The organism is Rhizobium sp. IY2, from assembly GCF_047532935.1.
Lineage (GTDB): Bacteria > Pseudomonadota > Alphaproteobacteria > Rhizobiales > Rhizobiaceae > Rhizobium > Rhizobium anhuiense.
Map to the genome: position 1 here is coordinate 1446296 of NZ_JBLKNU010000001.1, position 22101 is coordinate 1468396.

At 61.9% G+C, this 22101-nt stretch carries 23 protein-coding genes; 9 read left to right on the top strand and 14 right to left on the bottom strand.

The annotated features are described in order from the left end of the window. Window positions 1–18 precede the first annotated feature (18 nt). Genes ACMUVN_RS07055 through ACMUVN_RS07075 form a run of 5 tightly spaced genes read right to left on the bottom strand, consistent with a single transcriptional unit; the run spans window position 19 to window position 5134 of the window. Entirely contained in the window at window positions 19–762 is a 744-nt protein-coding gene (locus ACMUVN_RS07055) for an ABC transporter ATP-binding protein (RefSeq protein WP_047615069.1), read from the bottom strand. Beyond that, entirely contained in the window at window positions 759–1604 is an 846-nt protein-coding gene (locus ACMUVN_RS07060; protein ID WP_028758116.1) for an ABC transporter ATP-binding protein, read from the bottom strand. Before ACMUVN_RS07060 ends, ACMUVN_RS07055 begins: the two co-directional genes overlap by 4 nt. Then, the gene (locus ACMUVN_RS07065; protein WP_097630834.1) at window positions 1591–2493 is read right to left on the bottom strand and encodes an ABC transporter permease; all 903 of its coding nucleotides are present in this window, start codon (window positions 2491–2493) and stop codon (window positions 1591–1593) included. Before ACMUVN_RS07065 ends, ACMUVN_RS07060 begins: the two co-directional genes overlap by 14 nt. Continuing rightward, window positions 2490–3518, bottom strand: a complete 1029-nt coding sequence (locus ACMUVN_RS07070) for an ABC transporter permease (protein ID WP_414814948.1) — start codon at window positions 3516–3518, stop codon at window positions 2490–2492. Before ACMUVN_RS07070 ends, ACMUVN_RS07065 begins: the two co-directional genes overlap by 4 nt. 20 nt (window positions 3519–3538) lie before the next feature. Beyond that, on the bottom strand, window positions 3539–5134 hold the full coding sequence (locus ACMUVN_RS07075; protein WP_097630835.1) for an ABC transporter substrate-binding protein: 1596 nt from the start codon (window positions 5132–5134) through the stop codon (window positions 3539–3541). Window positions 5135–5266: 132 nt separating this feature from the next. Here ACMUVN_RS07075 and ACMUVN_RS07080 point away from each other — a divergent pair, with 132 nt between their 5' ends. From ACMUVN_RS07080 to kdgD, 3 genes are all read left to right on the top strand, one after another. Further along, window positions 5267–5977 carry a FadR/GntR family transcriptional regulator gene (locus ACMUVN_RS07080; RefSeq protein ID WP_028758112.1) on the top strand — a complete coding sequence of 237 codons (711 nt, stop codon included), beginning with the start codon at window positions 5267–5269 and terminating at the stop codon, window positions 5975–5977. A 65-nt stretch (window positions 5978–6042) separates the two neighbouring features. Continuing rightward, complete coding sequence (locus tag ACMUVN_RS07085) at window positions 6043–7017, top strand: mannonate dehydratase (RefSeq protein ID WP_028758111.1); 975 nt, start codon at window positions 6043–6045, stop codon at window positions 7015–7017. Between the two features lie 30 nt (window positions 7018–7047). Continuing rightward, a complete protein-coding gene (kdgD, locus tag ACMUVN_RS07090) occupies window positions 7048–7974 on the top strand; it encodes a 5-dehydro-4-deoxyglucarate dehydratase (protein WP_028758110.1) in 927 nt (308 codons plus the stop codon). A 149-nt stretch (window positions 7975–8123) separates the two neighbouring features. On the opposite strand, the gene ACMUVN_RS07095 is transcribed toward kdgD, so the two are convergent. The 4 genes from ACMUVN_RS07095 to ACMUVN_RS07110 all read right to left on the bottom strand — a co-directional run bounded on the left by ACMUVN_RS07095 (window position 8124) and on the right by ACMUVN_RS07110 (window position 12398). Next, complete coding sequence (locus ACMUVN_RS07095) at window positions 8124–9347, bottom strand: ABC transporter ATP-binding protein (protein ID WP_414814950.1); 1224 nt, start codon at window positions 9345–9347, stop codon at window positions 8124–8126. Beyond that, the gene (locus tag ACMUVN_RS07100) at window positions 9233–10081 is read right to left on the bottom strand and encodes a carbohydrate ABC transporter permease (protein WP_097630837.1); all 849 of its coding nucleotides are present in this window, start codon (window positions 10079–10081) and stop codon (window positions 9233–9235) included. The genes ACMUVN_RS07095 and ACMUVN_RS07100 overlap by 115 nt, the downstream gene beginning before the upstream one ends. Next, on the bottom strand, window positions 10074–11012 hold the full coding sequence (locus tag ACMUVN_RS07105) for a carbohydrate ABC transporter permease (RefSeq protein WP_047615059.1): 939 nt from the start codon (window positions 11010–11012) through the stop codon (window positions 10074–10076). Before ACMUVN_RS07105 ends, ACMUVN_RS07100 begins: the two co-directional genes overlap by 8 nt. An 81-nt stretch (window positions 11013–11093) precedes the next feature. Next, window positions 11094–12398, bottom strand: a complete 1305-nt coding sequence (locus tag ACMUVN_RS07110; protein WP_028758106.1) for an ABC transporter substrate-binding protein — start codon at window positions 12396–12398, stop codon at window positions 11094–11096. A gap of 202 nt (window positions 12399–12600) precedes the next feature. Between ACMUVN_RS07110 and ACMUVN_RS07115 the strand changes: the two genes are divergently transcribed. Genes ACMUVN_RS07115 through ACMUVN_RS07125 form a run of 3 tightly spaced genes read left to right on the top strand, consistent with a single transcriptional unit; the run spans window position 12601 to window position 15595 of the window. After that, a complete protein-coding gene (locus ACMUVN_RS07115) occupies window positions 12601–13800 on the top strand; it encodes an ROK family protein (RefSeq protein WP_414814951.1) in 1200 nt (399 codons plus the stop codon). Between the two features lie 34 nt (window positions 13801–13834). Next, complete coding sequence (locus tag ACMUVN_RS07120) at window positions 13835–14935, top strand: Gfo/Idh/MocA family protein (protein ID WP_414814952.1); 1101 nt, start codon at window positions 13835–13837, stop codon at window positions 14933–14935. 18 nt (window positions 14936–14953) lie between these two features. Beyond that, a complete protein-coding gene (locus ACMUVN_RS07125; protein WP_028758103.1) occupies window positions 14954–15595 on the top strand; it encodes a ThuA domain-containing protein in 642 nt (213 codons plus the stop codon). A 232-nt stretch (window positions 15596–15827) separates the two neighbouring features. Here ACMUVN_RS07125 and ACMUVN_RS07130 read toward each other — a convergent pair whose 3' ends face one another. Both ACMUVN_RS07130 and ACMUVN_RS07135 read right to left on the bottom strand, forming a co-directional pair. Continuing rightward, complete coding sequence (locus ACMUVN_RS07130) at window positions 15828–16304, bottom strand: DUF2938 domain-containing protein (protein ID WP_414814953.1); 477 nt, start codon at window positions 16302–16304, stop codon at window positions 15828–15830. 111 nt (window positions 16305–16415) lie between these two features. Then, on the bottom strand, window positions 16416–16940 hold the full coding sequence (locus tag ACMUVN_RS07135) for a MarR family winged helix-turn-helix transcriptional regulator (protein WP_414814954.1): 525 nt from the start codon (window positions 16938–16940) through the stop codon (window positions 16416–16418). Between the two features lie 44 nt (window positions 16941–16984). On the opposite strand from ACMUVN_RS07135, the gene ACMUVN_RS07140 reads away from it, so the two are divergent. Both ACMUVN_RS07140 and ACMUVN_RS07145 read left to right on the top strand, forming a co-directional pair. After that, window positions 16985–18481, top strand: a complete 1497-nt coding sequence (locus tag ACMUVN_RS07140) for an FAD-dependent oxidoreductase (protein WP_414814955.1) — start codon at window positions 16985–16987, stop codon at window positions 18479–18481. A 173-nt stretch (window positions 18482–18654) separates the two neighbouring features. Beyond that, window positions 18655–19920 (top strand): MFS transporter, encoded by a 1266-nt coding sequence (locus ACMUVN_RS07145; protein ID WP_414814956.1) that lies wholly within the window; start codon window positions 18655–18657, stop codon window positions 19918–19920. Between the two features lie 30 nt (window positions 19921–19950). Here ACMUVN_RS07145 and ACMUVN_RS07150 read toward each other — a convergent pair whose 3' ends face one another. From ACMUVN_RS07150 to ACMUVN_RS07160, 3 genes are all read right to left on the bottom strand, one after another. Continuing rightward, the gene (locus ACMUVN_RS07150) at window positions 19951–20232 is read right to left on the bottom strand and encodes a hypothetical protein (RefSeq protein WP_414814957.1); all 282 of its coding nucleotides are present in this window, start codon (window positions 20230–20232) and stop codon (window positions 19951–19953) included. Then, window positions 20232–20402, bottom strand: a complete 171-nt coding sequence (locus ACMUVN_RS07155) for a hypothetical protein (protein WP_164735986.1) — start codon at window positions 20400–20402, stop codon at window positions 20232–20234. Before ACMUVN_RS07155 ends, ACMUVN_RS07150 begins: the two co-directional genes overlap by 1 nt. A 121-nt stretch (window positions 20403–20523) precedes the next feature. Continuing rightward, on the bottom strand, window positions 20524–20781 hold the full coding sequence (locus tag ACMUVN_RS07160) for a DUF982 domain-containing protein (RefSeq protein WP_028758098.1): 258 nt from the start codon (window positions 20779–20781) through the stop codon (window positions 20524–20526). A gap of 462 nt (window positions 20782–21243) precedes the next feature. On the opposite strand from ACMUVN_RS07160, the gene ACMUVN_RS07165 reads away from it, so the two are divergent. Continuing rightward, window positions 21244–22071: a nickel-binding protein gene (locus ACMUVN_RS07165; protein ID WP_028758097.1), complete on the top strand. Its 828-nt coding sequence runs from the start codon at window positions 21244–21246 to the stop codon at window positions 22069–22071. Window positions 22072–22101: the final 30 nt, after the last annotated feature.

Below are 22101 nucleotides of genomic sequence, written 5' to 3' on the forward strand. Positions count from 1 at the left end.
ACACCACGTTTAAGGATATCAAGCCTCGATGAAGCTCGCCTCGAACAGTTCCCGTGCATAGGCATCATGGGTGACGCCGGCCTGCAGATCGGCTTTGGTGAGCTCGTCGACGAAACAGCCGTTCTTCATGATCAGCACCCGATCGCACATATGAGCGATGACCGCGAGGTCGTGGCTGACAAGCAGATAAGTCAGCTCCTTTTCCTCGCGCTGATCGGCAAGCAGGTTGAGGATTTCGGCCTGGATCGAGACGTCGAGCGCCGATGTCGGCTCGTCGAGCAGCAGGATGGGCGGCGACAGGATCAGCGCCCGGGCGATCGCCACGCGTTGCCTCTGGCCGCCGGAAAGTTCGTGCGGAAAACGATTGGCGAAGCTCGCCGGCAGGCCGACCTGGACCAGTGCTTTTTCGACCTTCGACCAGATATCGGAATGCCCCATGGCGCGTAGCGGCTCGGCGAGCGCGGTGCCGATGCGATGGCGCGGATGTAGGGATCCGTAAGGGTCCTGAAAGACCATCTGGGCGAATTTCAGCTCCTCGCGGGAGCGCTTTCTTCCGATCGGTTTTCCGCCAAGCTCGATGTGACCGGTCCAACCGGACTCCATCCCGGCGAGGCAGCGCAGCACCGTCGATTTGCCGCATCCGGATTCACCGACAATGCCGAGCGTCTCCCCCTGGCCGACCTGAAAACTGATGCCCCTGACGACATGGTTGCTTGATTTGCCGGAAGTAAAGACGACATCGAGGTCACGCACATTGATCATTGCGCCGTCTCCAGATCGAGTTTCGCCCTGTCGAGAACAGCAAGCCGGCGAACCGGGTTCTTCGGGTCGGGCAGCGCTGCTATCAGCCCGCGGGTATAGGGGTGGCGGGCGTCCTCAAGGCTGGTCAGGGTTTCGACGATCCGGCCGGCATACATGACGATGATGCGCTCGCAAAAGGCGGCCACCATGCGAATGTCGTGGCTGATGAGGAGCAGTCCGGAATTGTTCTCGCGCACCAGTTCGTCGAGCAGCAGCAGCACGTCCTTGCGGACGCTGACATCGAGAGCCGAGGTCGGTTCGTCGGCGATGACGAGCTTCGGCCGCGCCAGCAGCATCATGGCGATCATCACACGCTGGCCCATGCCGCCCGATATCTGGTGGGGATAAAGCGCCATCACCCGATCGGGATCGCTGATGCGCACGCGTTCGAGCATGGCGCGGGCCGCCTCAAACGCCTGTTTCTTGTGAAGGCCGAGGTGAAGGCGTGCGGCTTCGGCGATCTGCTTGCCGATCGAGAGCACCGGGTTCAGCGAATAGCGCGGATCCTGCATGATCAGTGCGATATCCTTGCCGCGAAGCGCGCCCATCTGACGCTCGGTCTTTGACAGCAAAGGACTGCCGGCAAGATCCAGGCGTTCGGCAGAGACCACCGCGGCCGGCGGCAGAAGACGCATGATGGCGCGACCCGTCGTCGATTTGCCGGAACCGGATTCGCCGACGATGCCGACACGCTCACGGCCGACGTCGAAACTGACATTGGAAACGGCGGGCACGGCGCCTCGCCCGAAACGGACATTCAGCCCCTTGACGGAAAGAACGGGCTTTTGATCACGATCTTGCATGGCGGGGATCCAGAATGTCGCGCAGAGCATCTCCGGCGATGTTGAAGGCAAGGCTGGTTAGCAGGATGGCGATACCCGGCATGACGGCGACCCACCAATAATCGAGCATGAACTTGCGGCCGCTGGAGATCATCGCACCCCATTCCGGGGCCGGCGGCTGGGCGCCAAGACCGAGGAAGCCGAGTGACGCCGCCGTCAGGATGATGCCCGCCATGTTGAGCGTCAGGCGAACGATGACGGAGGGCACGCACATCGGCGCGATATAGAGGAAAAGAATGCGGATCGGCGAGGCGCCATAAAGGCGGGCGGCAACCACATAGTCGGCGTTTCTGACGACAAGGGCCTCGGCGCGCGCAAGCCTGGCAATCGGCGGCCATGCGGTCAGCGAGATCGCGATGATGGCCGTGGTCAAGCCGGCGCCAAGTGCCGCGGCAAAAGCCAGAGCCAGGATCAGCGACGGGAAAGAGAGAACGATATCGGTGGCGCGCATCAGCAGCGCATCGACGCGTCCGCCGAAGAAACCGGCAACGACGCCGATCAACAGGCCGATCGGCCCGACGATCAAGGAGATGGAAAGCACGGTCTGGATGGTGATGCGCGTGCCGAAGATGAGGCGGCTCAGGATATCGCGACCGAATTCGTCGGTGCCTGCGAGATGCGCAGGGCTCGGCGGCTGCAGGGCATCGCCCAGCGCCTGTATGGCCGGATCATAAGGGGCCAGAAGCGGCGCGAAGATCGCGATGAAGCAGAGAAGACCGAGGATGACGAACCCCGCAAGGCCAAGCGGCTCGTGGGCCAGTTTGCGGCCGGCGCGCGCCAGCGACGCCGCCATGCGGCTCGATACACTTGGAGGGCGGATCTGAATCTCGCTGCGGATAACGTCGCTCATCGGGCCGCCTCCCTCATACGGGGATCAAACACGGCATAAGCGACGTCGGCGAAGAAGTTCAACAGCATGAAAATGAATCCAACGATAATGGTGCCGGCGACGACGGCGTTCATGTCGCCGATCATCAGCGCGTTCGTCATGTACTGGCCAATGCCGGGCCAGGAGAAGACGATCTCGGTGACAACAGCGCCTTCGAGCAGCCCACCATAGGAAATGGCCAGGATGGTGATCAGCTGCACGGCAATGTTCGGCAGGACGTGATGCCAGATCGTGCCCAAGGGGCTCACACCCTTGGCACGGGCGGCGATGACATAATCCTGGCTCAACTGTTCCAGGGTGAAGCTGCGTGTCATGCGGGTGATGTAGGCCATGGCCGCATAGGCAAGGATGATGGCGGGAAGAATGATATGGCCGAGTGCATTCCAGAAGATTTCCGTCTCGCCCTGCAGCAGGCTGTCGACCAGCAACAGCCCGGTTTGTGGCGTCACGAGGCCTTCGTAGAAGACATCGATCCTGCCCGGCCCGCCGACCCAATTGAGGCCCGCATAGAAGATGACGAGCCCGACGATGCCGAACCAGAAGACCGGGATCGAATGACCGACGAGCGCAAGCACGCGGGCCGTCTTGTCGATGAAGCTGTCGCGAAACAGTGCGGCGACCAGTCCGAGCGGGACGCCGACGAAAGTGGAGATGATTACCGCCAGCGTCGCCAGTTCGAATGTCGCCGGAAACGCCTGGGCCAGGTCCGAAGAGACGGGATTGCCGGTGAGGACGGCGGTGCCGAAATCACCATGCGCCAACCCGTTCAGATAGAGGAAAAACTGCTGGTAGATCGGCAGATCGAAACCGAGACGCGCCCGCATCGCCGCATAAGCGGCGGGATCGGCGAGCTCGCCGACGATCGCGCCGACCGGATCGGTGGGCAGGATGCGGCCGATCACGAAGGTCACACATAAGAGGATGAACAGGCTGACCAGCAAATGCGCCAGGCGTCGGCCAAATTCGGCTACGGAGAGTTCCTTCATGATCGGCTGCCTCGGGAGTATTACTGGGTTTCAGACTTCGTGACGTTCTCGAGACGCGTCAGCTGGGTCGGATGCCCGATATATCCCTGGACCTTGCTCGACAGGACGATCGGCTCGAAGCGCTCGAACATCGGCAGCACGGCCGGCTTCTGTTCGACGAACATCTTCTGCATCTGCACGTAGAGTTCGCCGCGCTTCTTCGGGTCCGGCTCCATCGATGCCTTGGCGGTCAGGGCCGTCAGTTCGGGAATGTCCCAGGCCGAACGCCAGACGAAGTTGCCGGCATTGTTGGCTTCCTTCGAGTTGTCGGGATTGGACGAGAACTGCTCCATCGAGCCGAGCACGTTCGGCATATAGGCGCTCGTCTGCGGGATCAGCAGATCGAAATCCCGGGCGCGGTGGGCGGCGATGATTTCCGAGCCGTTGCCCTGCTGGATATCGATCTTGATGCCGACCTGGGCAAGCGATGCCTGGATGGCCGTGGCAAGATCGATGCGCGGCGTCTGCGCGATCGTCTTCAGCGTCAGCGAGAATCCGTCCTTGAACCCCGCTTCGGCCAACAGTTGCTTGGACTTTTCGACGTCGAGATGCCAATCGGGATTGGCGATCGCATATTCGAAATTCTCCGGAACGGGAACGTTTCTCGCCCGCCCGTAAGGACCCATGATCGTCTTCTCGATGCCCTTATAGTCGATGCCGTAGGCAATGGCCTCGCGGACCTTGGGGTTGGAAAGGTATTGGTTGCCGGCATTCATCGACAGCACGTAGAATCCGCCTGTCGGAATCCGCTGGATCGTAAAGCCCTGCTTGTCCTTGAAGGTCGCGAGATCGGATGCGGTCAGCGCGCTGGCGATATCGATATCGCCGCGTTCGAGCATCAGCCGTTCGACCTGGCTTTCCGGAACATGCCGAACGATGACGCGCTTCATCTTCGGCGCGCCGGCCACATAATCCTTGTTGGCGTCGAGAATAACAAGTTCGTTCGGAGACCAGCGATTGAGCGTGAACGGACCGGAGCCGGCCGAATGCGTGCGCATCCAGGCATTTCCCCAGTCATTGTCGGCGACATGCTTCTGCACTTCGACGCTATCGACCACGCTGGTGGTCGAGGTCGTCAGCCGGTAGAGCAGCATCTCGGCCGTCACCTGGCCGGAAAAATCGACGCGGACCGTCTTGTCGTCGACTGCCGTGACGAGCTTGTCGATATTGTCCTTGTCATAGCCGATGCGCTTGAGGTTGGCGGCGGCGGCCTGGTCGAGCTTCAAGAGCCGTCCCAGCGAATAGACGACATCTTTTGACGTTACCGCATTGCCGGTGGCGAAATTGGCTTGGCGCAGCGTGAAGGTGATGCCCTTGTCGTCGACCTTCCAGCTCTCGGCCAGCTGCGGCACGATCTTGCCATCCGGCGTGCTGTTGACCAGCCGGTCGTAGAGATTCGACATGATCTCGACCGCTTTTCCCTCGGTCGCCTGATGCGGGTCGAGGGACAGAACCTGCGCCAGCGATGTCCCGATCACCAGCTGGTCCTTCGGCGTGGCGGCGTATAGCTGCGGTGCTGATATCGTCAGGGCGCCGATCACGGCGCCGACGAACAAGCCCTTAGAAAAATGCTTCATTGTCAGTCCTCCCTAGACTACTATAAGAGACATATTATGTCGCCCGTATGTCGTATTATGATTTATCGAAGTCTGATATGATTTGCAAGACCCGAGCGGGAGACTTGATGCAGAGGGATTGGGGAACGGACTATGACAACACTCGGCCGTGGTCGGCAAAGACTGGCGCAGCAGGTCATCGATCAACTGCGGACACAGATCGAGACGGGGAAGCTGCGGGTCGGCGACCAGCTGCCGACCGAGCCACAGCTCGAATCGACATTCGGCGTCAGCCGCACCGTGGTGCGCGAGGCGATTGCCGATCTGAGGGCAGCAGGCTTCGTCAAGCCGATCCAGGGCAAAGGCGTCTTTGTCGCGGATCCGAAGACGCATTCGGTCCTGTCACTGACGCCGGTGGAAATCAAAAGCATCCCGGAAACCCTGGAATTGCTGGAGTTTCGCATGGCCGCCGAAGGTGAAGCGGCCGCAATCGCCGCCTATCGCCGCACAGCCGAGCAGGAGGCGGCGATCCGCGATGCCAACCGCAAAATGGCGCAACTCATCGAAACCGGACAGCAGACCGTGGAGGCGGATTACGCCTTCCACATGGCGATTGCCGCTGCCACCAACAACCGATTCTATGTCGACGTGCTGCGCCATTTCGGCGCCCGGGCCATCCCCCGCGGCCAGTTTCCGACGCTGCCCGAGGCCAATGACCGCGACTATCTCCAAAAGGTTTATGCCGAACATGTCGAAATCCTGTCGGCCATCGCCGATCAGGATCCGGAACGCGCCCGCCAGGCGATGCGCGCGCATCTGATGGCCAGCCAACGCCGCTACCGCATGCTCGCCGAACAGCAATAGGGCTCGACACTCTCCGAAATTCATATTATGTCATATGACATTGTGCAATTTCGAGAGAGACTCAAATGTATCTGGGAACACAGGTGGCCGCGCGGGATGACGACGATTATCGCATCTTCGCGCAACTGGGCGTGAAGCATATCAGTGCCGACCCGCCGGGAAAGCCGAGCAGCTGGACACTTTCCGACATCGAGCGGCATCGCGACAAGGTCGAGAGCTTCGGCCTGATCCTCGACATGATCCAGTTGCCCCTGCCCTCGCAGCCGATCGAGAAGGCGTCCTATCCCGATATCCTGCTCGCCGGACCTGATCGCGACCGACAGATCGACGCCGTCTGCAAGATGATCGAGAATGTCGCCGCAGCCGGCATTCCCGCCGTCAAATATAATCTCAATCTGATCGGCATTCCGCGCACGCCGGACGAACCGGGACGCGGCGGCTCGCTGAACGCCAGCTTCCGCTGGGAGAAGACGGACCAGCAGGCCGCGCCCGGCCTTGCCGGCGTTCTCTCCGAAGACGAAAACTGGGAGCGGATCGACTATTTCCTCGAACGCGTCGTTCCCGTTGCCGAAAGCAACCGTGTCCGGCTCGCCTGCCATCCGCACGATCCCTATACGCCGCCGGGCTACCGCGGCGTCACGCGGGTGCTGGGTACGGTGGAAGGCCTGAAGAAATTCGTGCTGATGCGGGAAAACCCGTATCACGGTCTCAATTTCTGCCAGGGCTCAGTCGGCGAGATGCTCGAAAATCCGGGCGAAGAGATCGACGACATCATTCGCTGGTTCGGCCAGCGCGGCAAGATCTTCAATGTTCACTTCCGCAACATTCGCGGCGGCAAGCTTTCGTTCATGGAGACCTTCCCGGATGAGGGCGACATGGACATGGTTCGCTCGGTCAGGATCTACAAGGAAGTCGGCTTCAAATACATGCTGATGCCGGACCATGTGCCGACCGTCAGCGGCAAGGACCCTTCCGCCACCGCCTTTGCCTTCTGCTACGGCTATATCGCGGCACTTCTGCAAGCGCTCGAAAGCGCCTGACTATTTTCAACAGGTCAAGAATAGGAATTCATGATGAACCCGATTGAATTGAAGAAGGCCGTCGGCAGTGGTCTCCTCTCGTTTCCGGTGACGCATTTCGACGATCAACTCAAGTTCGACGAAGCCAAGTACCGCCGTCATGTCGAGTGGCTTGCAGGATATGACGCGGCCGCGCTGTTTGCCGCCGGCGGCACCGGTGAGTTCTTCTCCCTCAATCCCGCCGAGATTCCACAGGTCGTCCGGGCCGCCAAGGCGTCGGCGGGCAAGACGCCGATCATCTCGGGAACCGGCTATGGCACGTCGCTGGCGATCGAGATCGCAAAGGCGGCCGAGAAGGCCGGCGCGGACGGATTGCTGCTGTTGCCGCCCTATCTGATGTTTGCCGAACAGGCCGGGTTGATTGCCCACGTCAAGGCGGTCTGCCAGTCGGTCGGCATCGGCGTCATCGTCTATAACCGCGACAACGCCATTCTTTCGGCCGAAAGCATTTCCCGCCTGGCGGAGGAATGCCCGAACCTGATCGGCTTCAAGGACGGCGTCGGCGATGTCGACAAGGTCATTGAGATCACCACCCTGCTCGGCGACCGTCTCGTCTATGTCGGCGGCATGCCGACCCATGAGGTCTATGCCCAAGCCTATTTTGCCGCCGGCGTGACGACCTATTCGTCCGCGGTCTTCAACTTCGTGCCTGCACTGGCCCAACGCTTTTACGGCGCCTTGCGCACCGGCGATCAGGCGACCGTCGACGAGATCCTGAAGAGCTTCTTCTTCCCCTTCGTCGCCTTGCGCAACCGCAAGAAGGGATACGCCGTCTCGATCATCAAGGCCGGCCTCCGGGTGCTCGGGCAGAATCCGGGGCCTGTGCGCCCGCCTCTGACGGATCTCACCCCGGACGAGCTCGCGCTGCTGGAGAAGATCGTCCAGGCCAACGGCGTCGAACGGATTGCGGCGGAATAATATATCGCGGCCGCCGGCGGCCGGGCCCCCCCGCCCGTCCGCACTCCGGCGGATCGCCATCCGCCGGAGTGCGGACCGATCATCCAACAATCAGCGCAAATTGAACATGCAAGGGGCTGCTATCGGCGATCTCCTGGGCCGAGGATTCGCTACAGCGCCACACCAGTGCCGCGATCGAAGACATGCACTTGGTCACTCGTAATACTCGCCTCGAAGACGGCGCCGTAACGGGCGGGATATTCGCCGTCGACGATGGCGGTCACCTGCTGGCCGGCGAGGTCGAAGACGACATGGGTCTGGGCGCCGGTGGGTTCCACCAGCATCGTGCGGCCGGCGAGCGGCGTGCCGGCTGATATGCCGGGAACGAGATGTTCGGGGCGCAGGCCGATGGTGATGGCCTGGCCGGGCCTGACCTTGCGGTCGGGGGCGATGCGGATTGCCGTGCCGTCCTCGAGACGGGCGGCGGGTTCACCGTTTTCGCCGTCCACGGTGCCATCCAGCATGTTCATCGCCGGCGATCCGATGAAGGCGGCGACGAAGAGATTGGCCGGCTTCCTGTAAAGTTCGAGCGGTGTGCCCTGCTGCTCCACCCTGCCCTGATTGAGCACGACGATGCGGTCGGCCAGCGTCATCGCTTCGATCTGGTCATGGGTGACATAGATCGAGGTCGTCCTGACCTTCTGGTGCAGCGTCTTGATTTCCGAGCGCATCTGCACGCGCAGCTTGGCATCGAGGTTGGACAGCGGCTCGTCGAACAGGAAGACGGCGGGATTGCGCACGACGGCGCGGCCCATGGCGACGCGCTGGCGCTGGCCACCGGAAAGCTGGGCGGGCTTACGGTCGAGGAGCTCGGCGAGATCCAGCATGCGGGCGGCCTCCGCCACCCGGGCCTCGATCTGGGGTTTGGCAACGCCGGCGAGCTTCAGATTGAAGCCCATGTTTTCAGCCACGGTCATGTGCGGATAGAGCGCATAGGACTGGAAGACCATGGCGATGTTGCGTTCGCGCGGCGTCATGGCGTTGACGACCTTGCCGCCGATGGCGATCTCGCCATCGGTGATCTCCTCGAGGCCGGCGATCATCCGCAGCAGTGTCGATTTCCCGCAACCGGACGGCCCGACGAGGGCGACGAATTCCCCATCCTCGATATGAAGCGAAATTCCGTGGATGACGTCGACGGCGCCATAGGTCTTGCTTACATCAGTGAGTTCAACGGATGCCATGATTGCAGCTCCAATGGTTTGGGCAATGGTTCGGCTCAGGACTTGACGGCGCCGGCGGTCAGACCGGCGATGATGTGTCTCTGGGCGACGAAAAAGACGATGATGGTGGGAAGGATGGTCAGCGTGATGAAGGCCAGCACCAGCTGCCATTCCGTGCCGTATTCGCCGCGATAGACCATGATGCCGAGCGGCCAGGGATATTTCGATTCCGAGTTCAGCATGATCAGCGGCAGGATGTAGCTGTTCCAGCTGCCGACGAAGGAAATGATGCTGACGGTGGCGACGATCGGCCGGGACAGCGGCAGCGAGATATGCCAGAAGAAGCGGAGATAGCCGCACCCGTCGACGAAGGCCGCCTGAAACAATTCTTCCGGAAGGTTGCGGAAATAGTTTCGAAACAGCAGGATGCTCATGCCAAGGCCGAAGGCCACCTGCGGCAGCACCACGCCCCAATAGGTATCGAGCAGGCCGAGATCGCGGATGCGGATGAAGAGCGGCAGGATCGCGGTCGCCGCCGGAAACATCAGGCCCAGCAGGAAATAATTGAGCAGGAACGACGATCCGAAAAAACGGACATGGGCAAAGGCGAAAGCCGCCATCGATGAGACGATCAGCGTCAGGAGGACGGTGAGCGACGCGATCACCAGCGAATTGCCGATCTGCAGCCAGTAGCGCTTACCGAAAAGAATATCGGTATAGTTCGCCCATTGCCACTCCGTCGGCAGGCCGAAGGGATTGGTGCGCAGGTCACCCAGCGTCTTGAAGCCGCCGAGTGCGGTCGTCAGCAGCGGCACCAGCACGATTGCGGCAATCAGGCTCAGCGACACGTAGAGATAGACGCGCGTGGACGTGCTCATGCGGATGGAAGAGCTCATATCAGTCATGGCGCATGAAAATCCTTTTGTAACCGAAGGCGAGCGTCACGCAGATGACGAAGAGCACGACACCGACGGCGCTGCCGAGGCCGACCTGCATGCGCATGACGCCATAGGTGTAGAGGAAGGTGACCATCGTCTGGGTGGAGTTGGACGGCCCGCCGCCGGTCAGCGGCATGATCATGTCGAAGAGCTGCAGCGAGCCGACGACGGCAAAGAAGATCGAAAGACGCAAGGTCGAGCCGAGCAGCGGCAGCGTGACGTAACGGAACTTCTGCCAGCCGGTGGCGCCGTCGATTTCGGCGGCCTCCAGCACGCTTTTGTCGACGGATTGCAGGCCGGCGATGAACAGCATCATGTGGAAGCCGAAATATTTCCAGACGATGACCCCAAGCACGGCATAGATCGCCACGTCCTTGTCGGCGAGCACGTAAGGGTTGGCGAAGCCGAAGAAGTTGGAAACGGCGGCAAACAGGCCGTAATCGCCATCATAGACGAAGCGCCAGATAAGACCCGCGGCAACGTCTGCCAGCACGTAGGGCAGGAAGAAGATCAGGCGGTAGCCGACGACGCCCGGAATGCGATGCGCCAGCATGGTCGCCAGCCAGATGGCGAGCGGCACCTGGATGCAGATCGAGATGACGATGATCAGGCCGTTATTGACCAGCGCCTGGGTGAAAGCCGCATTTCGAAACAGAACCTGGAAATTGCGGAGCGCGATGAACTCGGTCGGCGTGCCGTAACCGTTCCACTTGTAGAGGCTGTACCAGGCCGCCTCGCCCATCGGCATGATGACGAAGAGGGTGAAAAGCAGCAGCGCCGGCGGCAGAAAGATCAAAAGCACCGTCAGCCGGTCATGAGCGACCGAACTCCTGCTGTTTGCGGCTTTTCTTGCCGGCCTTGCGGCCGTCGTTATCGATGGGACTGAGATATTGGCCATGGTTCCTGCTTTCGCATCTCGTCGGCAGCAATCCCGGCGCCCGCTTTCAACAGGAGCGCCGGGAGGATCTGCAGGCGCTGGTTATTGTTCCAGTTCGAAAGCGTCCTGGATCATCTGGGCGCCGTCCTTGGAATTCATCTGACCGGAGACGATTTCCACCGACACGTCGTTGACGACACGGCCAACGGCCGCGCCGAGATCCTGGTCGAAATAGTTCTGATGCCAGGTCGAGCCGGCAAGCTGTTTGGCCGATTCGGCAAGCAGCGGGTTGGTGACGCCGTCACCGGCGCCGACGGCAACGGGCAGCAGCATGCCGGCCTTGGCCATCGCCCGCTCGTTGTCCGCACTCGTCAGGAAAGCGAGGAAATCGATCGCTTCCTTGGAGGCCTTCTTGGTGACGGCCCAGCCGTTCAGACCGCCGAGCGTATCGGTCGGCTTGCCGGCGCCGCCATCGACCGCCGGGAAGGCGAAACGGCCGATATTGTCGGGTGCGAGGCCCTTGCCGTCGCCGGCATTCTTGCGCTGATTGGCCTCGGTATTTTCAAAGCCGAGGATGATCGCAGCCTTGCCGTCACCGAAAACTCCGAGCGCCTGCGGCCAGGTCGAACCGAGATAGCCGGGCTGGAAAGGTTCGAGCTTTCCGAGTTCGGCGAGATCGTCGCCGGCCTTGATGATCGCCGGATCGAGGAAACCTTCGCCCTGCCCCGTCTTTGCCGCTTCGAAGACCTTCTGGCCGCCTTCGCGCATGACGAGATAGCTCCAGTAGAAGTGGATCGGCCACTTCTCACCGCCGCCGCCGGCAATCGGCACGATGCCCGCCGCCTTGATCTTCTTCACCGTGTCCAGAAAATCAGCCCAGTTCTTGATGTCCTCGGCCTTCACCCCGGCCTTGGCGAACAGTTCCTTGTTGTAGAAAAAGCTGACCAGGCCGACCTTGTAGGGAATGGCCCAGGTCTTGCCGTCGAATGTCAGGCCGCTGACCGAAGCCGGGCTATAAGCGCTGCGCAGCTTGCCGCCATCGGCATCGAGTGCCGCTGTCACATCCTGGAGCGCGCCGGTCTCAGATTGCTGCTTCAGGACGCCGCCGCCCCAGCTGAAAAAGAAATCCGGCACGTCGTCGGACTGCAGCAAGGTCGGCAGCTTGGCCTTGAAGGCCTCGTTTTCGAGAAACTGCATCTGGATGTCGACGTCGGGATGCTGGGCTTCGTATTTCTTGACGATGTCTTCCCAGGCCGCGACGTATTTGGGGTCGAGCTCGAGATGCAGCCACTTGACCACCGTCGTCGCCGAGGCCGCACCTGCCCCGGCCAGCAACATGCCGGCTGCCGCGGCCATGGATGCGATGCGTCTGCCGCCGAGACCGGCGCTCTTCAACATAAAATTCATGATTTTTCCTCCCAGGGGCCTGTCCTCACAATTTTTCCCCTATGCGGATTAATTCAACGGAGCTTTGATGCAATGTCAACCCAATGCCTGTATTTTTATCAAATGCGCTTGACAGAGCCGCCGAATTGCCCGCTATTTATTTCGTAACCCGTTAAAAATATTTGGGTTCCGACCCAACGAAACGATCGCCTGGTTAGACCCGATGAAGACCGCAGATCCAGAATTAATGCGCGCGATCAATCGCTTGACCGTGCTCGATACCATCCGGCGCCATGGTCCGATCTCGCGTATCGAGATCAGCGAGCGCACCGAACTCTCCACCACGACCGTTTCCGCCATTACCGCCTCGCTGCTCGACGACGGGCTGATCCTGCCGCGTCATGAAGGTGATATCCGCAACGAGGCGGTGCGTGGGCGCCCGCGGGTGATGCTGGAACTCAATCCCGATGCGGCCCGTGTGGTGGGCGCCAAGATCGCCGCCAACCGGATGGTCTTCGTCGTCACCAATTTCCGCGGCGACGTACTGTCGAAGCTTGCTCTGCCGATCCGCATCGACCGGCAGCCGATCGGCGTCATCGCCGATCTGGTCGAGGATGGAGTGAGGCGCTGCGTCGTCGATGCCGGGCTGTCGCTGGAGGATGTTGACAGCGTCTGCCTCGGCTTTCCCGGCGTCATCGAGCACCGCACCGGCTACATCAGAAGCAGCCCGATCTTTCGCGATACCAATGTCGATTTCGCCGCCGAGATGTCGGCGCGGCTTTCGACGCCGACCATTGTCGAAAGTGACGCCCATGCCATCACGCTTGGCCATCACTGGTTCGGCAAGGCACGCGATCTCGAGGATATGGTGCTGATTTCGCTGGAACAGACGCTGGGGCTCGGCGTGTTGCACGGCAACAGCCTGTTTCGCGGCGCCGGCGGTCTCAGCCACAATCTCGGCGACCTCGTGCTCGGCATGGGGCCGAATGGCGTCGTGCGGCTTTTCAGCCAGGCCGGCGAAAGCGCCATCCTCGGCGAACAGCAGGCCGACGGGCGTTTTGCCGAAGCGATCCGCCTCGGGCGCGGTATGAACCATGCCCAGGCCCTGATCAAGGCCGATGACGACCGGCTGATCGGCGCCGCCATCCGCGCCGGCGAGGCGGTCGGATTGACGATTGCCAATATCGTCACGCTGTTTGCGCCGCCGCGAGTCATTCTTGTGGGATCGAGCCTGGCGCTCGGCGAACCCTTCCTCAACAGCCTGCGCGATGCCTATGCGCTCGCCATTCCGCCGTCGCTGCGCGGCGTGAGCGAACTCGTCTTCGACGATTCGAGCGATGATTTCTGGGCGCAGGGTGCGGCTGCGGTGGCGCTCTACGAACTCTACGAATCGCCCTGGAACACGACAGGGCCGGCGCTCTGACGGGCGGCACAATCAAGATTGAATGGAGGAATTCATGGACAAAGTCGGTATCGGCATCATCGGATGCGGCAATATTTCGGGCGCCTATCTCACGGCGATGGCATCCTTCCCCATCCTGGATATCCGCGGCGTCGCCGATCTCAACCGGGAGCTGGCGGAAGCAAAAGCCGCGGAATTCAACGTTCCCGTCAAATCCGTCGAGGAGCTTTTCGCCGACCCCAAGGTCGAAATCATCGTCAATCTGACGATCCCGAAGGCCCATGTTGCGGTGGCGTTGCAGGTGCTCGAGGCCGGCAAGCACACCTATTCGGAAAAGCCGCTCGGGATTAATTTCGCGGAAGGAAAAAAATTGGCGGAGGCCGCCAAGGCCAGGAATCTGCGCATTGGCGCTGCTCCCGACACCTTCCTCGGCGGCGGCCACCAGACGGCCCGCGCCTTGATCGACCAGGGCGTCATCGGCCAGCCGGTCGGCGGCTCGGCGACCTTCATGTGCCCGGGCCATGAGCGCTGGCATCCGAACCCGGCCTTCTTTTACGAAGTCGGCGGCGGGCCGATGCTCGACATGGGGCCTTATTACATCACCGATCTCGTCAATCTTCTCGGACCTGTTGCGCAGGTTGCAGGCTTTGCGACGACGCCGCGATCGGAACGGCTGATATCAAGCGAACCGCGCAATGGCGAGCGCATTCCCGTGCATGTGCCGACCCATGTCGCCGGCATGATGGCTTTTGCCAACGGCGCCGTCGTCCAGATCGCCATGAGCTTCGATGTCGCCGGCCACAAACATGTGCCGCTCGAAATCTACGGAACCGAGGGCACGCTTCTTGTGCCCGATCCGAACAAGTTCGCCGGCCCAGTGGAATATCTGAAGAAGGGTGGTTCGTTCGAGGACCAGCCGGTCACAACACCTTATGCCGACGGCAATTATCGCTCGCTCGGCGTCGCCGACATGGCGCATGCGATCCGCTCCAACCGGCCGCACCGGGCCAATGGCGATCTGGCGCTGCATGTGCTCGAAGTCATGGAAGCGTTCCATACCGCAGCGGCGACGGGCCGGACGGTCACGATCACCACGGCGACGGAGCGCCCTGCCCCCTTGTCCGATTCCATCGTCGACGGACGACTGGCGAAATAAGTTTCAGGAGGAAAGACTATGCGTGAAGCACTGATCGTCTGGGGCGGCTGGAGCGGGCATGAGCCGCAGGAATGCGCCGAAATCATCAAGACCATGCTCGAGGAAGACGGTTTCAAGGTCTATCTCGAACACGGCACCGAGGCGCTTGCCGACCCTTCCGTCCATGATCTCAGCCTCGTCGTGCCGATCATGACGATGTCGAAGATCGAGAAGGAGGAGGTCAAGAACCTCGCCGCGGCGATCGAAAGCGGCGTCGGCATTGCCGGCTATCACGGCGGTGCGGGCGATGCCTTCCGCGATTCCGTCGACTACCAGTTCATCATCGGCGGCCAGTGGGTGGCTCACCCCGGCAACATCATCGATTATACCGTCAACATCACCCGGCCCGACGACCCTCTCGTCGAAGGGATCGCCGATTTCCCTTATACGTCAGAGCAATATTACATGCATGTCGACCCCTCGAACGAGGTTCTGGCGACGACGAAATTCACCGGCGAGCACGCCTACTGGATCGATGGCGTCGTCATGCCCGTCGTCTGGAAACGGAAATACGGCAAGGGCCGCGTCTTCTATTCCTCGCTCGGCCATCAGGCCAAGGAGTTCGACGTGCCCCAGATGAAGACCATCTTCCGCCGCGGCGCCAACTGGGCGGCGCGGTAGGGCGAGGCTGTCTGGGGGAGACCTTTGGCAAGGGCTTTGCTTCGCCCCATGATCGCCGCCCGCCCCTCATCCGCCTGCCGGCACCTTCTCCCCGCTCGCGGGGCGAAGGGACATGCCGCAACCTCTCCGTCCCACCTCGCTCTCGCAGGGCACGTCCCCTCTCCCCGTCTTTACGGGGAGAGGGTTAGGGTGAGGGGCAGCCCCCTTAGACCGGACCAAACCGATCCCGCGCTCACCCGATGATCAGCGCAGTCCCATAAAGCCCCAATGCAAACACCGTATGAGCCAGCAGGTTGAAGCAGCGGACCTTGTTCGGGGTCGGGTGTTTGGAGGCGGCCCAGCCGATGCCGAGGCCCGGCTGCAGCAGGAACCACCCTGCCCCGACGGTGACGATGCCGAAGATCCAGGCGGGAAGGAATGTCGGCGCCGCCAGCCAGGCCGGCCCCATGATGATGGCAAAGATCAGCCCGTAGAGAATGCCGACGGCGTAATGGCTGATCCAGCCGAGCGCCAGTTCATTGATATAGGGCTCGGCGTCGGCGATGCTGTCGTGAAAGACCTTGCCGCGGCGGAGATGCCAGAACCATCGGCCGACCGGCGCCCAGTTGGGGGCCGCCTGGCCGAACTGGGTGAGCAGGATCGCCCAGAGGTCCATGAGGATGGTTGCGCCGGCGCCGATCACCAGGCCGCGCCACAGAATATCGAACATTGGGAATCACCGGAAAGCGTTGCGACTGCAGGAGGCTACAGAACCATTGCAGACGCGCCGGCGCAATGGCACCGGTGAATTCACCCGGCATATCAGGGAGGAATTCCGAGGCTAATCCGCTTGCGGTCCGCCCTCGCCCTCAGTTTCTCCCGTGCCATTGCCGATATCGCCGCTGATATCCGCGGCAAACTTGCGCATGAGCCGCACGAGTTCATTGAAGTCCTGCTCGTCCCAGGTCTCGAAGATGGCGCGGCCGATCCGCTCGCGGGCGACGTCGATGCGATCGGTCATTGCCTTGCCCTTGGGGCTGATGACCGCCTCGCGCACGCGCCGGTCGGCGGAACTGCCGCGGCGCTCCACCAGATCGAGGCTTTCGAGCTTGGCGACCTGACGACTCACGGTGGTGTAGTCGCGCCCGGCGCGGTCGGCGAGCTCGACGACCCCGATTGGACCGAGCCGCTCTATCGTGACCAGCAGCGGAAACAGGGCGCGATCAAGCGAAATGCCCGCCTCGCGGACCATCTGCTCGTCGCGCTGCGGGCGGTTCATGACGCTGACGATCTCGATCAAGGCCCCATGCAGTTCCCGCAGCTTTTCGCTAATATGTGTATTTTGCACATTCTTTATTGACGTCATACCGATTCTCCTATTATGTGCATAATACACATATGGAGAAAACAATGACAGAGAATTTGACAGTCGACGTGCTGATATCGGGCGCCGGTGCGGCCGGCCTGACGCTGGCGATCGAGCTCGCGCGGCGCGGCGTATCCTTCCGCCTGATCGAGAAATTGAACGACCCATTCCGCGGTTCGCGCGGCAAGGGCATCCAGCCACGAACCCAGGAAGTGTTCGAGGATCTCGGCATTCTCGACCGGATCGTCGCGCTCGGCGGCGCCTATCCCCGGCAACGGGAATATCGCGATGACGGCAGCTTCAGCGAATCCGATGCCGTGGTGGGTGAGGAGCCGACGCCGGCCGAGCCCTATCATCTTCCGCTGATGGTGCCGCAATTCCTCACCGAAGGCGTGATGCGCGAACGCCTGCTCGAACTTGGCCACCGGCCCGAATTCGCCCGCGAACTCATCGGCTTCGAACAGGATGAGGCCGGCGTGACTGCGCGGCTCAGGAGCACATCCGGCGAAGAGACCGTCCGCGTGCGCTGGCTGGTTGGCGCCGACGGCGGCCGCAGCTTCGTGCGCCATGCGCTCGATATCGGCTTTCCCGGCAAGACGCTCGGCGTGCGCGCCATCGTCGCCGATGTCCTTCTGACCGGACTGGATCGCGACGCATGGCATCGCTTCGGCGAAGGCGACATGCAGCGGCAAATCGCGCTTTGCCCGCTCGCCGGAACGGATCTGTTCCAGATCCAGGGCCCCATCCCGCTCGAAGGCGAGGTCGATCTTTCCGCGGCAGGCTTGTCCGCCCTGGTCAAGGAGCGCAGCGGCCGCGACGATATCGAGGTCCAGTCGGTCTCCTGGGCCTCGGCCTTCAACATGAATGCAAGGCTTGCCGATCGCTACCGGCTCGGCCGCGTCTTCCTGGTTGGCGATGCCGCCCATACGCATCCGCCGACCGGCGGACAGGGTCTTAATACCAGCGTTCAGGACGCCTATAATCTCGGATGGAAACTGGCGGCGGTCGCAGCTGGCGCGCCCGACGCGCTGCTCGACAGCTATGAGGAAGAGCGCCGCCCCGTCGCAGCGACGATGCTCGGTCTCGCCACCAGTCTTCTCGACGCTCTCAAACGCGGCGAGATGCGGCGCGGCCGCGAGGTCCATCAACTCGACATCGGCTACCCCGAATCCTCCTTCGCGCTGGAAAAGCCGGAGCGACATGGCGGCCTGCTTGCGGGCGACCGTGCGCCGGATGCGCCGATGCGCGCCGCCGCCGGCCAGCTGGTGCGTCTGTTCGAGCTGTTCAAGGGCGCGCACTGGACGCTGCTCGGCTATGAGGTCGAGCAAGCCGTCTTGCCGCTGCGCACAGGCCTGCACATCCACCGGATCGGACGGCGCGGCGATCTCCTGGACGAAGGCGGGCACTTCCGTGACGCCTATGCCCCCGCCGCGGGCGACTGGGTGCTCGTGCGTCCGGACGGCTATGTCGGCGCCATCGTCGCCTCCGCGGATGTGTGGGCGCTGGAGGCCTATCTCGCGAATGTCGGCCTGACGGGATAGGCGCCAATTCAAAGGGTCACGTGGTCATCGGCGGGTCTGATAACAGGCGCGGCGCCGGAGCCCGGCTGCGGGAAAACCGCCGCGATCGCGGATGGACCGGATGCGTGCGCCTATGCGGATTTTTCGGCACGAGCGCATGTCACACGGTCTTAGCGGCAATGAGAGAGAATATGATGAGCGACGAATTGTGTTCGATCAATGCCGCCGCAGGCGCCGCACCGCAGCGACTTGACTGGCGACTGATGCTTCCGGTTTTCATCATCGTCAGCCTCGATGCCGCCAGCAGCGGCGCCATCCTGCCGATCCTACCTTTCTATCTCAGGACTCTCGGGGCCTCGCCGCTCGTGCTGGGGCTTATTCTCGGTGCGGAAGCGCTCGGCCAGTTCGTTGCCGCTCCGTGGCTGGGGCAGCTTTCCGACCGTTTCGGGCGCAAGAGGGTTTTGCTGGCAAGCCAGGCCGGTGCGCTCGTCAGTCTTTTGCTGTTGGCGCTTGCCAATAGCGTCGTCTTCGTGCTGCTGGCGCGGGTCCTGCTCGGCCTGACCGCCGCCAATTTCTCGGCCGCGGCAGCCTATGCCGCCGACAACAGCAGCCCGACCACCCGGCGGCAGGCCATCGGCATTCTGAGTGCAGGCCTCGGTCTTGGCGGAATGATCGGGCCTGGCCTTTCCGGATACCTCGCCGAGATTTCTCTCACGGCGCCGATCTGGGTCGCGCTTGGCCTGTCGGCGACCAGCATGCTGGTGACCGGGCTTTGGCTGAAAGGCGCCCCTGCGCCCAGCCCGTACGGCGACGACAGCAGAGAGGATGAGAGGCCGCTCGAGAAGGTTTCATTTCGAGCCCTCCTCGCCTCGCCGGTCATTCGCGTCCTCATCATCGTTCTGCTCTGCCATTATTTCTCATACGGGATGTTCAGCTCCCAGCTCGCCGTTTTTCTTCAAGACACCTTCACCTGGAATGAACATCCCTTCGGGCCGAAGGAGTTGGGTTACCTGCTCACCGCCGACGGCGCGATCAACATCCTGGTGCAGCTTTTCCTTCTGAGATGGCTCGGCAGCTACTTCTCCGAACGCGGCCTGATCGTCCTGGTCTTCGCCATTCTTTCGACCGGTTACGTCAGCGCGGGCCTGGCGACCGATATCGCCACCCTCGCCTTTGCCGTCCTCTGCATCAGCACCGGCGTGGCATTGGCGCGGCCAACCTTCGTCGCGGCCCTCTCCGTGCACGTGCCGCAGCAACGGCAGGGCATCGTCATGGGCACGACGCAGTCGCTTGTCGCCGTCACCGACATCGTCACACCGATGCTTGCCGGCGTCATTCTCGGGCAGAGCTTGTATGGCGCCTGGATCGGCGCCGTCGTGGCGATCGCGCTCGTCGGGGCCGTCATCGCCCGCAGCCAGCTTCCCCGGATCGATCCGGAGACGAAGGCCGCACACGCCTGATGCCGATTGCCGCTCCGGATTGCCTCCGTTTCAAAGGGCGTCGCGCTCGTATCGCGGCGCCCAACCGCGGGCCATTCCGCGGCTCATCATGCTTTCCGCCAGCGCCAGTTGCTGGCGGAGATGTTTGCAGTCGTCGAGCAGCGAGCGTATCGCCGCCTTGGCATTGTCGTCATGCCAGGCAAGCACGGCTTCGACTTCCCAAGCCTGATCGGGCCAAGCTTGATCCGACGAGGCTTGATCAGGCCCAGCTCGGTCGGACAATGCCTGTTTCGTGCTTGCGCGATTGGGTTCCAAGATCGTTGCCGGCTGCATCAGTTCAGCGCCAGCGGCAATTGAACCGGACGCGGCAAAGGCGGCAGCGGCCGGCTGAGTTCGACCTTCTTCTGCCAGGCGGCACGCCGCAGCTGATCCCGCTCGCGCGCTGCGCGGGACGCTTCGACAAGCGCAAGGGCGTTGGCGATCACCTGTTCCGTATGCGTCATGATCATCTCCAATGTTCCTGTTTTGTTCTAAAATAGAACTTTGGCCGAAGAAGTCAAGCGCTGGGGTGATTTCGGGTTCGGGACGGGCGTATCAAGCTGGCGGCTTGGGCGCGGCAGACATTCAGTCCGCAGCCTCTATAACGGCGATGCCCGCCTCCTGCGCCGCCCGGATGAATGCCGCCCGCACTTCGTCGGGCGGGAGATCGCCGATGATCGCATCCAGGCATGACTTGACGGCCTCGAGATAATCTTCGCCGTCATCGACGGGCCAGTCGTGCAAAAGCGTACGCGCGGCGTCCCACACAGAGTTGATAACGGCATAATGACCGAGCCCCATCGAGGCCAAGCCGACCGGTCGAAAATGTGCCGTCTGTCTCACTTTGCTACAGCTTTTCCCAATTTCGGTGGAGCTTATGAGTGCGATGCAATTTGCGTGCCGTTGCCAGGCTAGGTACAGCCGAAGCGTGTTGCACGGATTTGATGTTGGAACAGACGTGTCTCTCCATCCCTTCAGTCTCCCGGCCCTGCGGTGTCCCGGCCCGCCAGATCTCCCGGCGTCCTTGAAGATGAAACGCCTGAAGCCTGCTGAACGGCCGCCAGAGTCCTGCGATCAGCCACTAATCGATCAATTATGGTAAAAATCGGGTTCACATCCAGGGTTGACTGATTAAAACTCAAACATCTCCTTTCTATACTCCAAATGGTTTACAGCAACGCCATGTTTTTCTGGAAGAAAGAGCATTTATGATCATTCCTTGACTGTGCCATAGATGGACGGAGTTGCCTCGAGGTCGTACAATGCCGTCCATCTCTCACGCGGCGGATCTGGGAGGAGCGCGCGATGCCTATCTTCATGGACCGGCACTATCTCGAGGGAACGTCAGCCGCCGACGTCGCCCGGGCGCATCGCATGGATCTCGACATTCAGGATCGGTACGGCGTCAAGTTCCTCACCTACTGGTTCGATCAGCGGCGCGGAACCGCCTTTTGCCTGGTGGATGCGCCGGACGCGGAAACCGCGCAATGTGTGCATCGCGAGGCGCACGGCTTCGTCGCCAACGAGATCGTCGAGGTCGCCTTGTCAGCCGTCGAGGCTTTCCTCGGCCGCATTCACGATCCTGAGCCGGCGCCCGGCCAATCCTCTGTCGACGTGGATCCCGGCCACCGGGCAATCCTGTTTACCGATATCGTCGGCTCGACCGCGATGACATCACGCCTCGGCGACCGCATGGCGACCGAAATGGTCCGGGCTCATGACGCAATCGTGCGCCGGTGCCTCAGCCAGAATTCAGGCCGGGAAGTGAAGCACACCGGCGACGGCATCATGGCGGCCTTTGCCACGACGGCTGCAGCGGTGGAATGCGCCATGGCGATTCAGCGCGAATTCGATCGTTACAACGGCGGAAACGCCGAGCCGATTCATATCCGCATCGGACTGGATTGCGGCGAACCAGTGGAGGACAGCAATGACCTTTTCGGCTCGACCGTGCAACTTGCCGCGCGTCTCTGCGCAGCAGCCTCCAGCGACCAGATCCTCGTCTCGGAGAATATTTTTCGGGAATATGGCGCCGCCGATCTTTTCGGTCACGCAACGCGCCGACGGCTCAAAGGGTTTTCGAAGCCTGTGCTGGCCTTCCGATGCGACTGGGCCAGTGCGGGCGCGGCCTAAGTCTGCTGAGAACCGACAACCGCCTGCCTC

What these genes read in the sequence shown, in the direction of transcription:
- ACMUVN_RS07055 (WP_047615069.1), bottom strand. Translation starts at nt 762, where the DNA reads ATGATCAATGTGCGTGACCTCGATGTCGTCTTTACTTCCGGCAAATCA.
- ACMUVN_RS07060 (WP_028758116.1), bottom strand. Translation starts at nt 1,604, where the DNA reads ATGCAAGATCGTGATCAAAAGCCCGTTCTTTCCGTCAAGGGGCTGAAT.
- ACMUVN_RS07065 (WP_097630834.1), bottom strand. Translation starts at nt 2,493, where the DNA reads ATGAGCGACGTTATCCGCAGCGAGATTCAGATCCGCCCTCCAAGTGTA.
- ACMUVN_RS07070 (WP_414814948.1), bottom strand. Translation starts at nt 3,518, where the DNA reads ATGAAGGAACTCTCCGTAGCCGAATTTGGCCGACGCCTGGCGCATTTG.
- ACMUVN_RS07075 (WP_097630835.1), bottom strand. Translation starts at nt 5,134, where the DNA reads ATGAAGCATTTTTCTAAGGGCTTGTTCGTCGGCGCCGTGATCGGCGCC.
- ACMUVN_RS07080 (WP_028758112.1), top strand. Translation starts at nt 5,267, where the DNA reads ATGACAACACTCGGCCGTGGTCGGCAAAGACTGGCGCAGCAGGTCATC.
- ACMUVN_RS07085 (WP_028758111.1), top strand. Translation starts at nt 6,043, where the DNA reads ATGTATCTGGGAACACAGGTGGCCGCGCGGGATGACGACGATTATCGC.
- kdgD (WP_028758110.1), top strand. Translation starts at nt 7,048, where the DNA reads ATGATGAACCCGATTGAATTGAAGAAGGCCGTCGGCAGTGGTCTCCTC.
- ACMUVN_RS07095 (WP_414814950.1), bottom strand. Translation starts at nt 9,347, where the DNA reads ATGGCAGCTGGTGCTGGCCTTCATCACGCTGACCATCCTTCCCACCAT.
- ACMUVN_RS07100 (WP_097630837.1), bottom strand. Translation starts at nt 10,081, where the DNA reads ATGACTGATATGAGCTCTTCCATCCGCATGAGCACGTCCACGCGCGTC.
- ACMUVN_RS07105 (WP_047615059.1), bottom strand. Translation starts at nt 11,012, where the DNA reads ATGGCCAATATCTCAGTCCCATCGATAACGACGGCCGCAAGGCCGGCA.
- ACMUVN_RS07110 (WP_028758106.1), bottom strand. Translation starts at nt 12,398, where the DNA reads ATGAATTTTATGTTGAAGAGCGCCGGTCTCGGCGGCAGACGCATCGCA.
- ACMUVN_RS07115 (WP_414814951.1), top strand. Translation starts at nt 12,601, where the DNA reads ATGAAGACCGCAGATCCAGAATTAATGCGCGCGATCAATCGCTTGACC.
- ACMUVN_RS07120 (WP_414814952.1), top strand. Translation starts at nt 13,835, where the DNA reads ATGGACAAAGTCGGTATCGGCATCATCGGATGCGGCAATATTTCGGGC.
- ACMUVN_RS07125 (WP_028758103.1), top strand. Translation starts at nt 14,954, where the DNA reads ATGCGTGAAGCACTGATCGTCTGGGGCGGCTGGAGCGGGCATGAGCCG.
- ACMUVN_RS07130 (WP_414814953.1), bottom strand. Translation starts at nt 16,304, where the DNA reads ATGTTCGATATTCTGTGGCGCGGCCTGGTGATCGGCGCCGGCGCAACC.
- ACMUVN_RS07135 (WP_414814954.1), bottom strand. Translation starts at nt 16,940, where the DNA reads ATGACGTCAATAAAGAATGTGCAAAATACACATATTAGCGAAAAGCTG.
- ACMUVN_RS07140 (WP_414814955.1), top strand. Translation starts at nt 16,985, where the DNA reads ATGACAGAGAATTTGACAGTCGACGTGCTGATATCGGGCGCCGGTGCG.
- ACMUVN_RS07145 (WP_414814956.1), top strand. Translation starts at nt 18,655, where the DNA reads ATGAGCGACGAATTGTGTTCGATCAATGCCGCCGCAGGCGCCGCACCG.
- ACMUVN_RS07150 (WP_414814957.1), bottom strand. Translation starts at nt 20,232, where the DNA reads ATGCAGCCGGCAACGATCTTGGAACCCAATCGCGCAAGCACGAAACAG.
- ACMUVN_RS07155 (WP_164735986.1), bottom strand. Translation starts at nt 20,402, where the DNA reads ATGACGCATACGGAACAGGTGATCGCCAACGCCCTTGCGCTTGTCGAA.
- ACMUVN_RS07165 (WP_028758097.1), top strand. Translation starts at nt 21,244, where the DNA reads ATGCCTATCTTCATGGACCGGCACTATCTCGAGGGAACGTCAGCCGCC.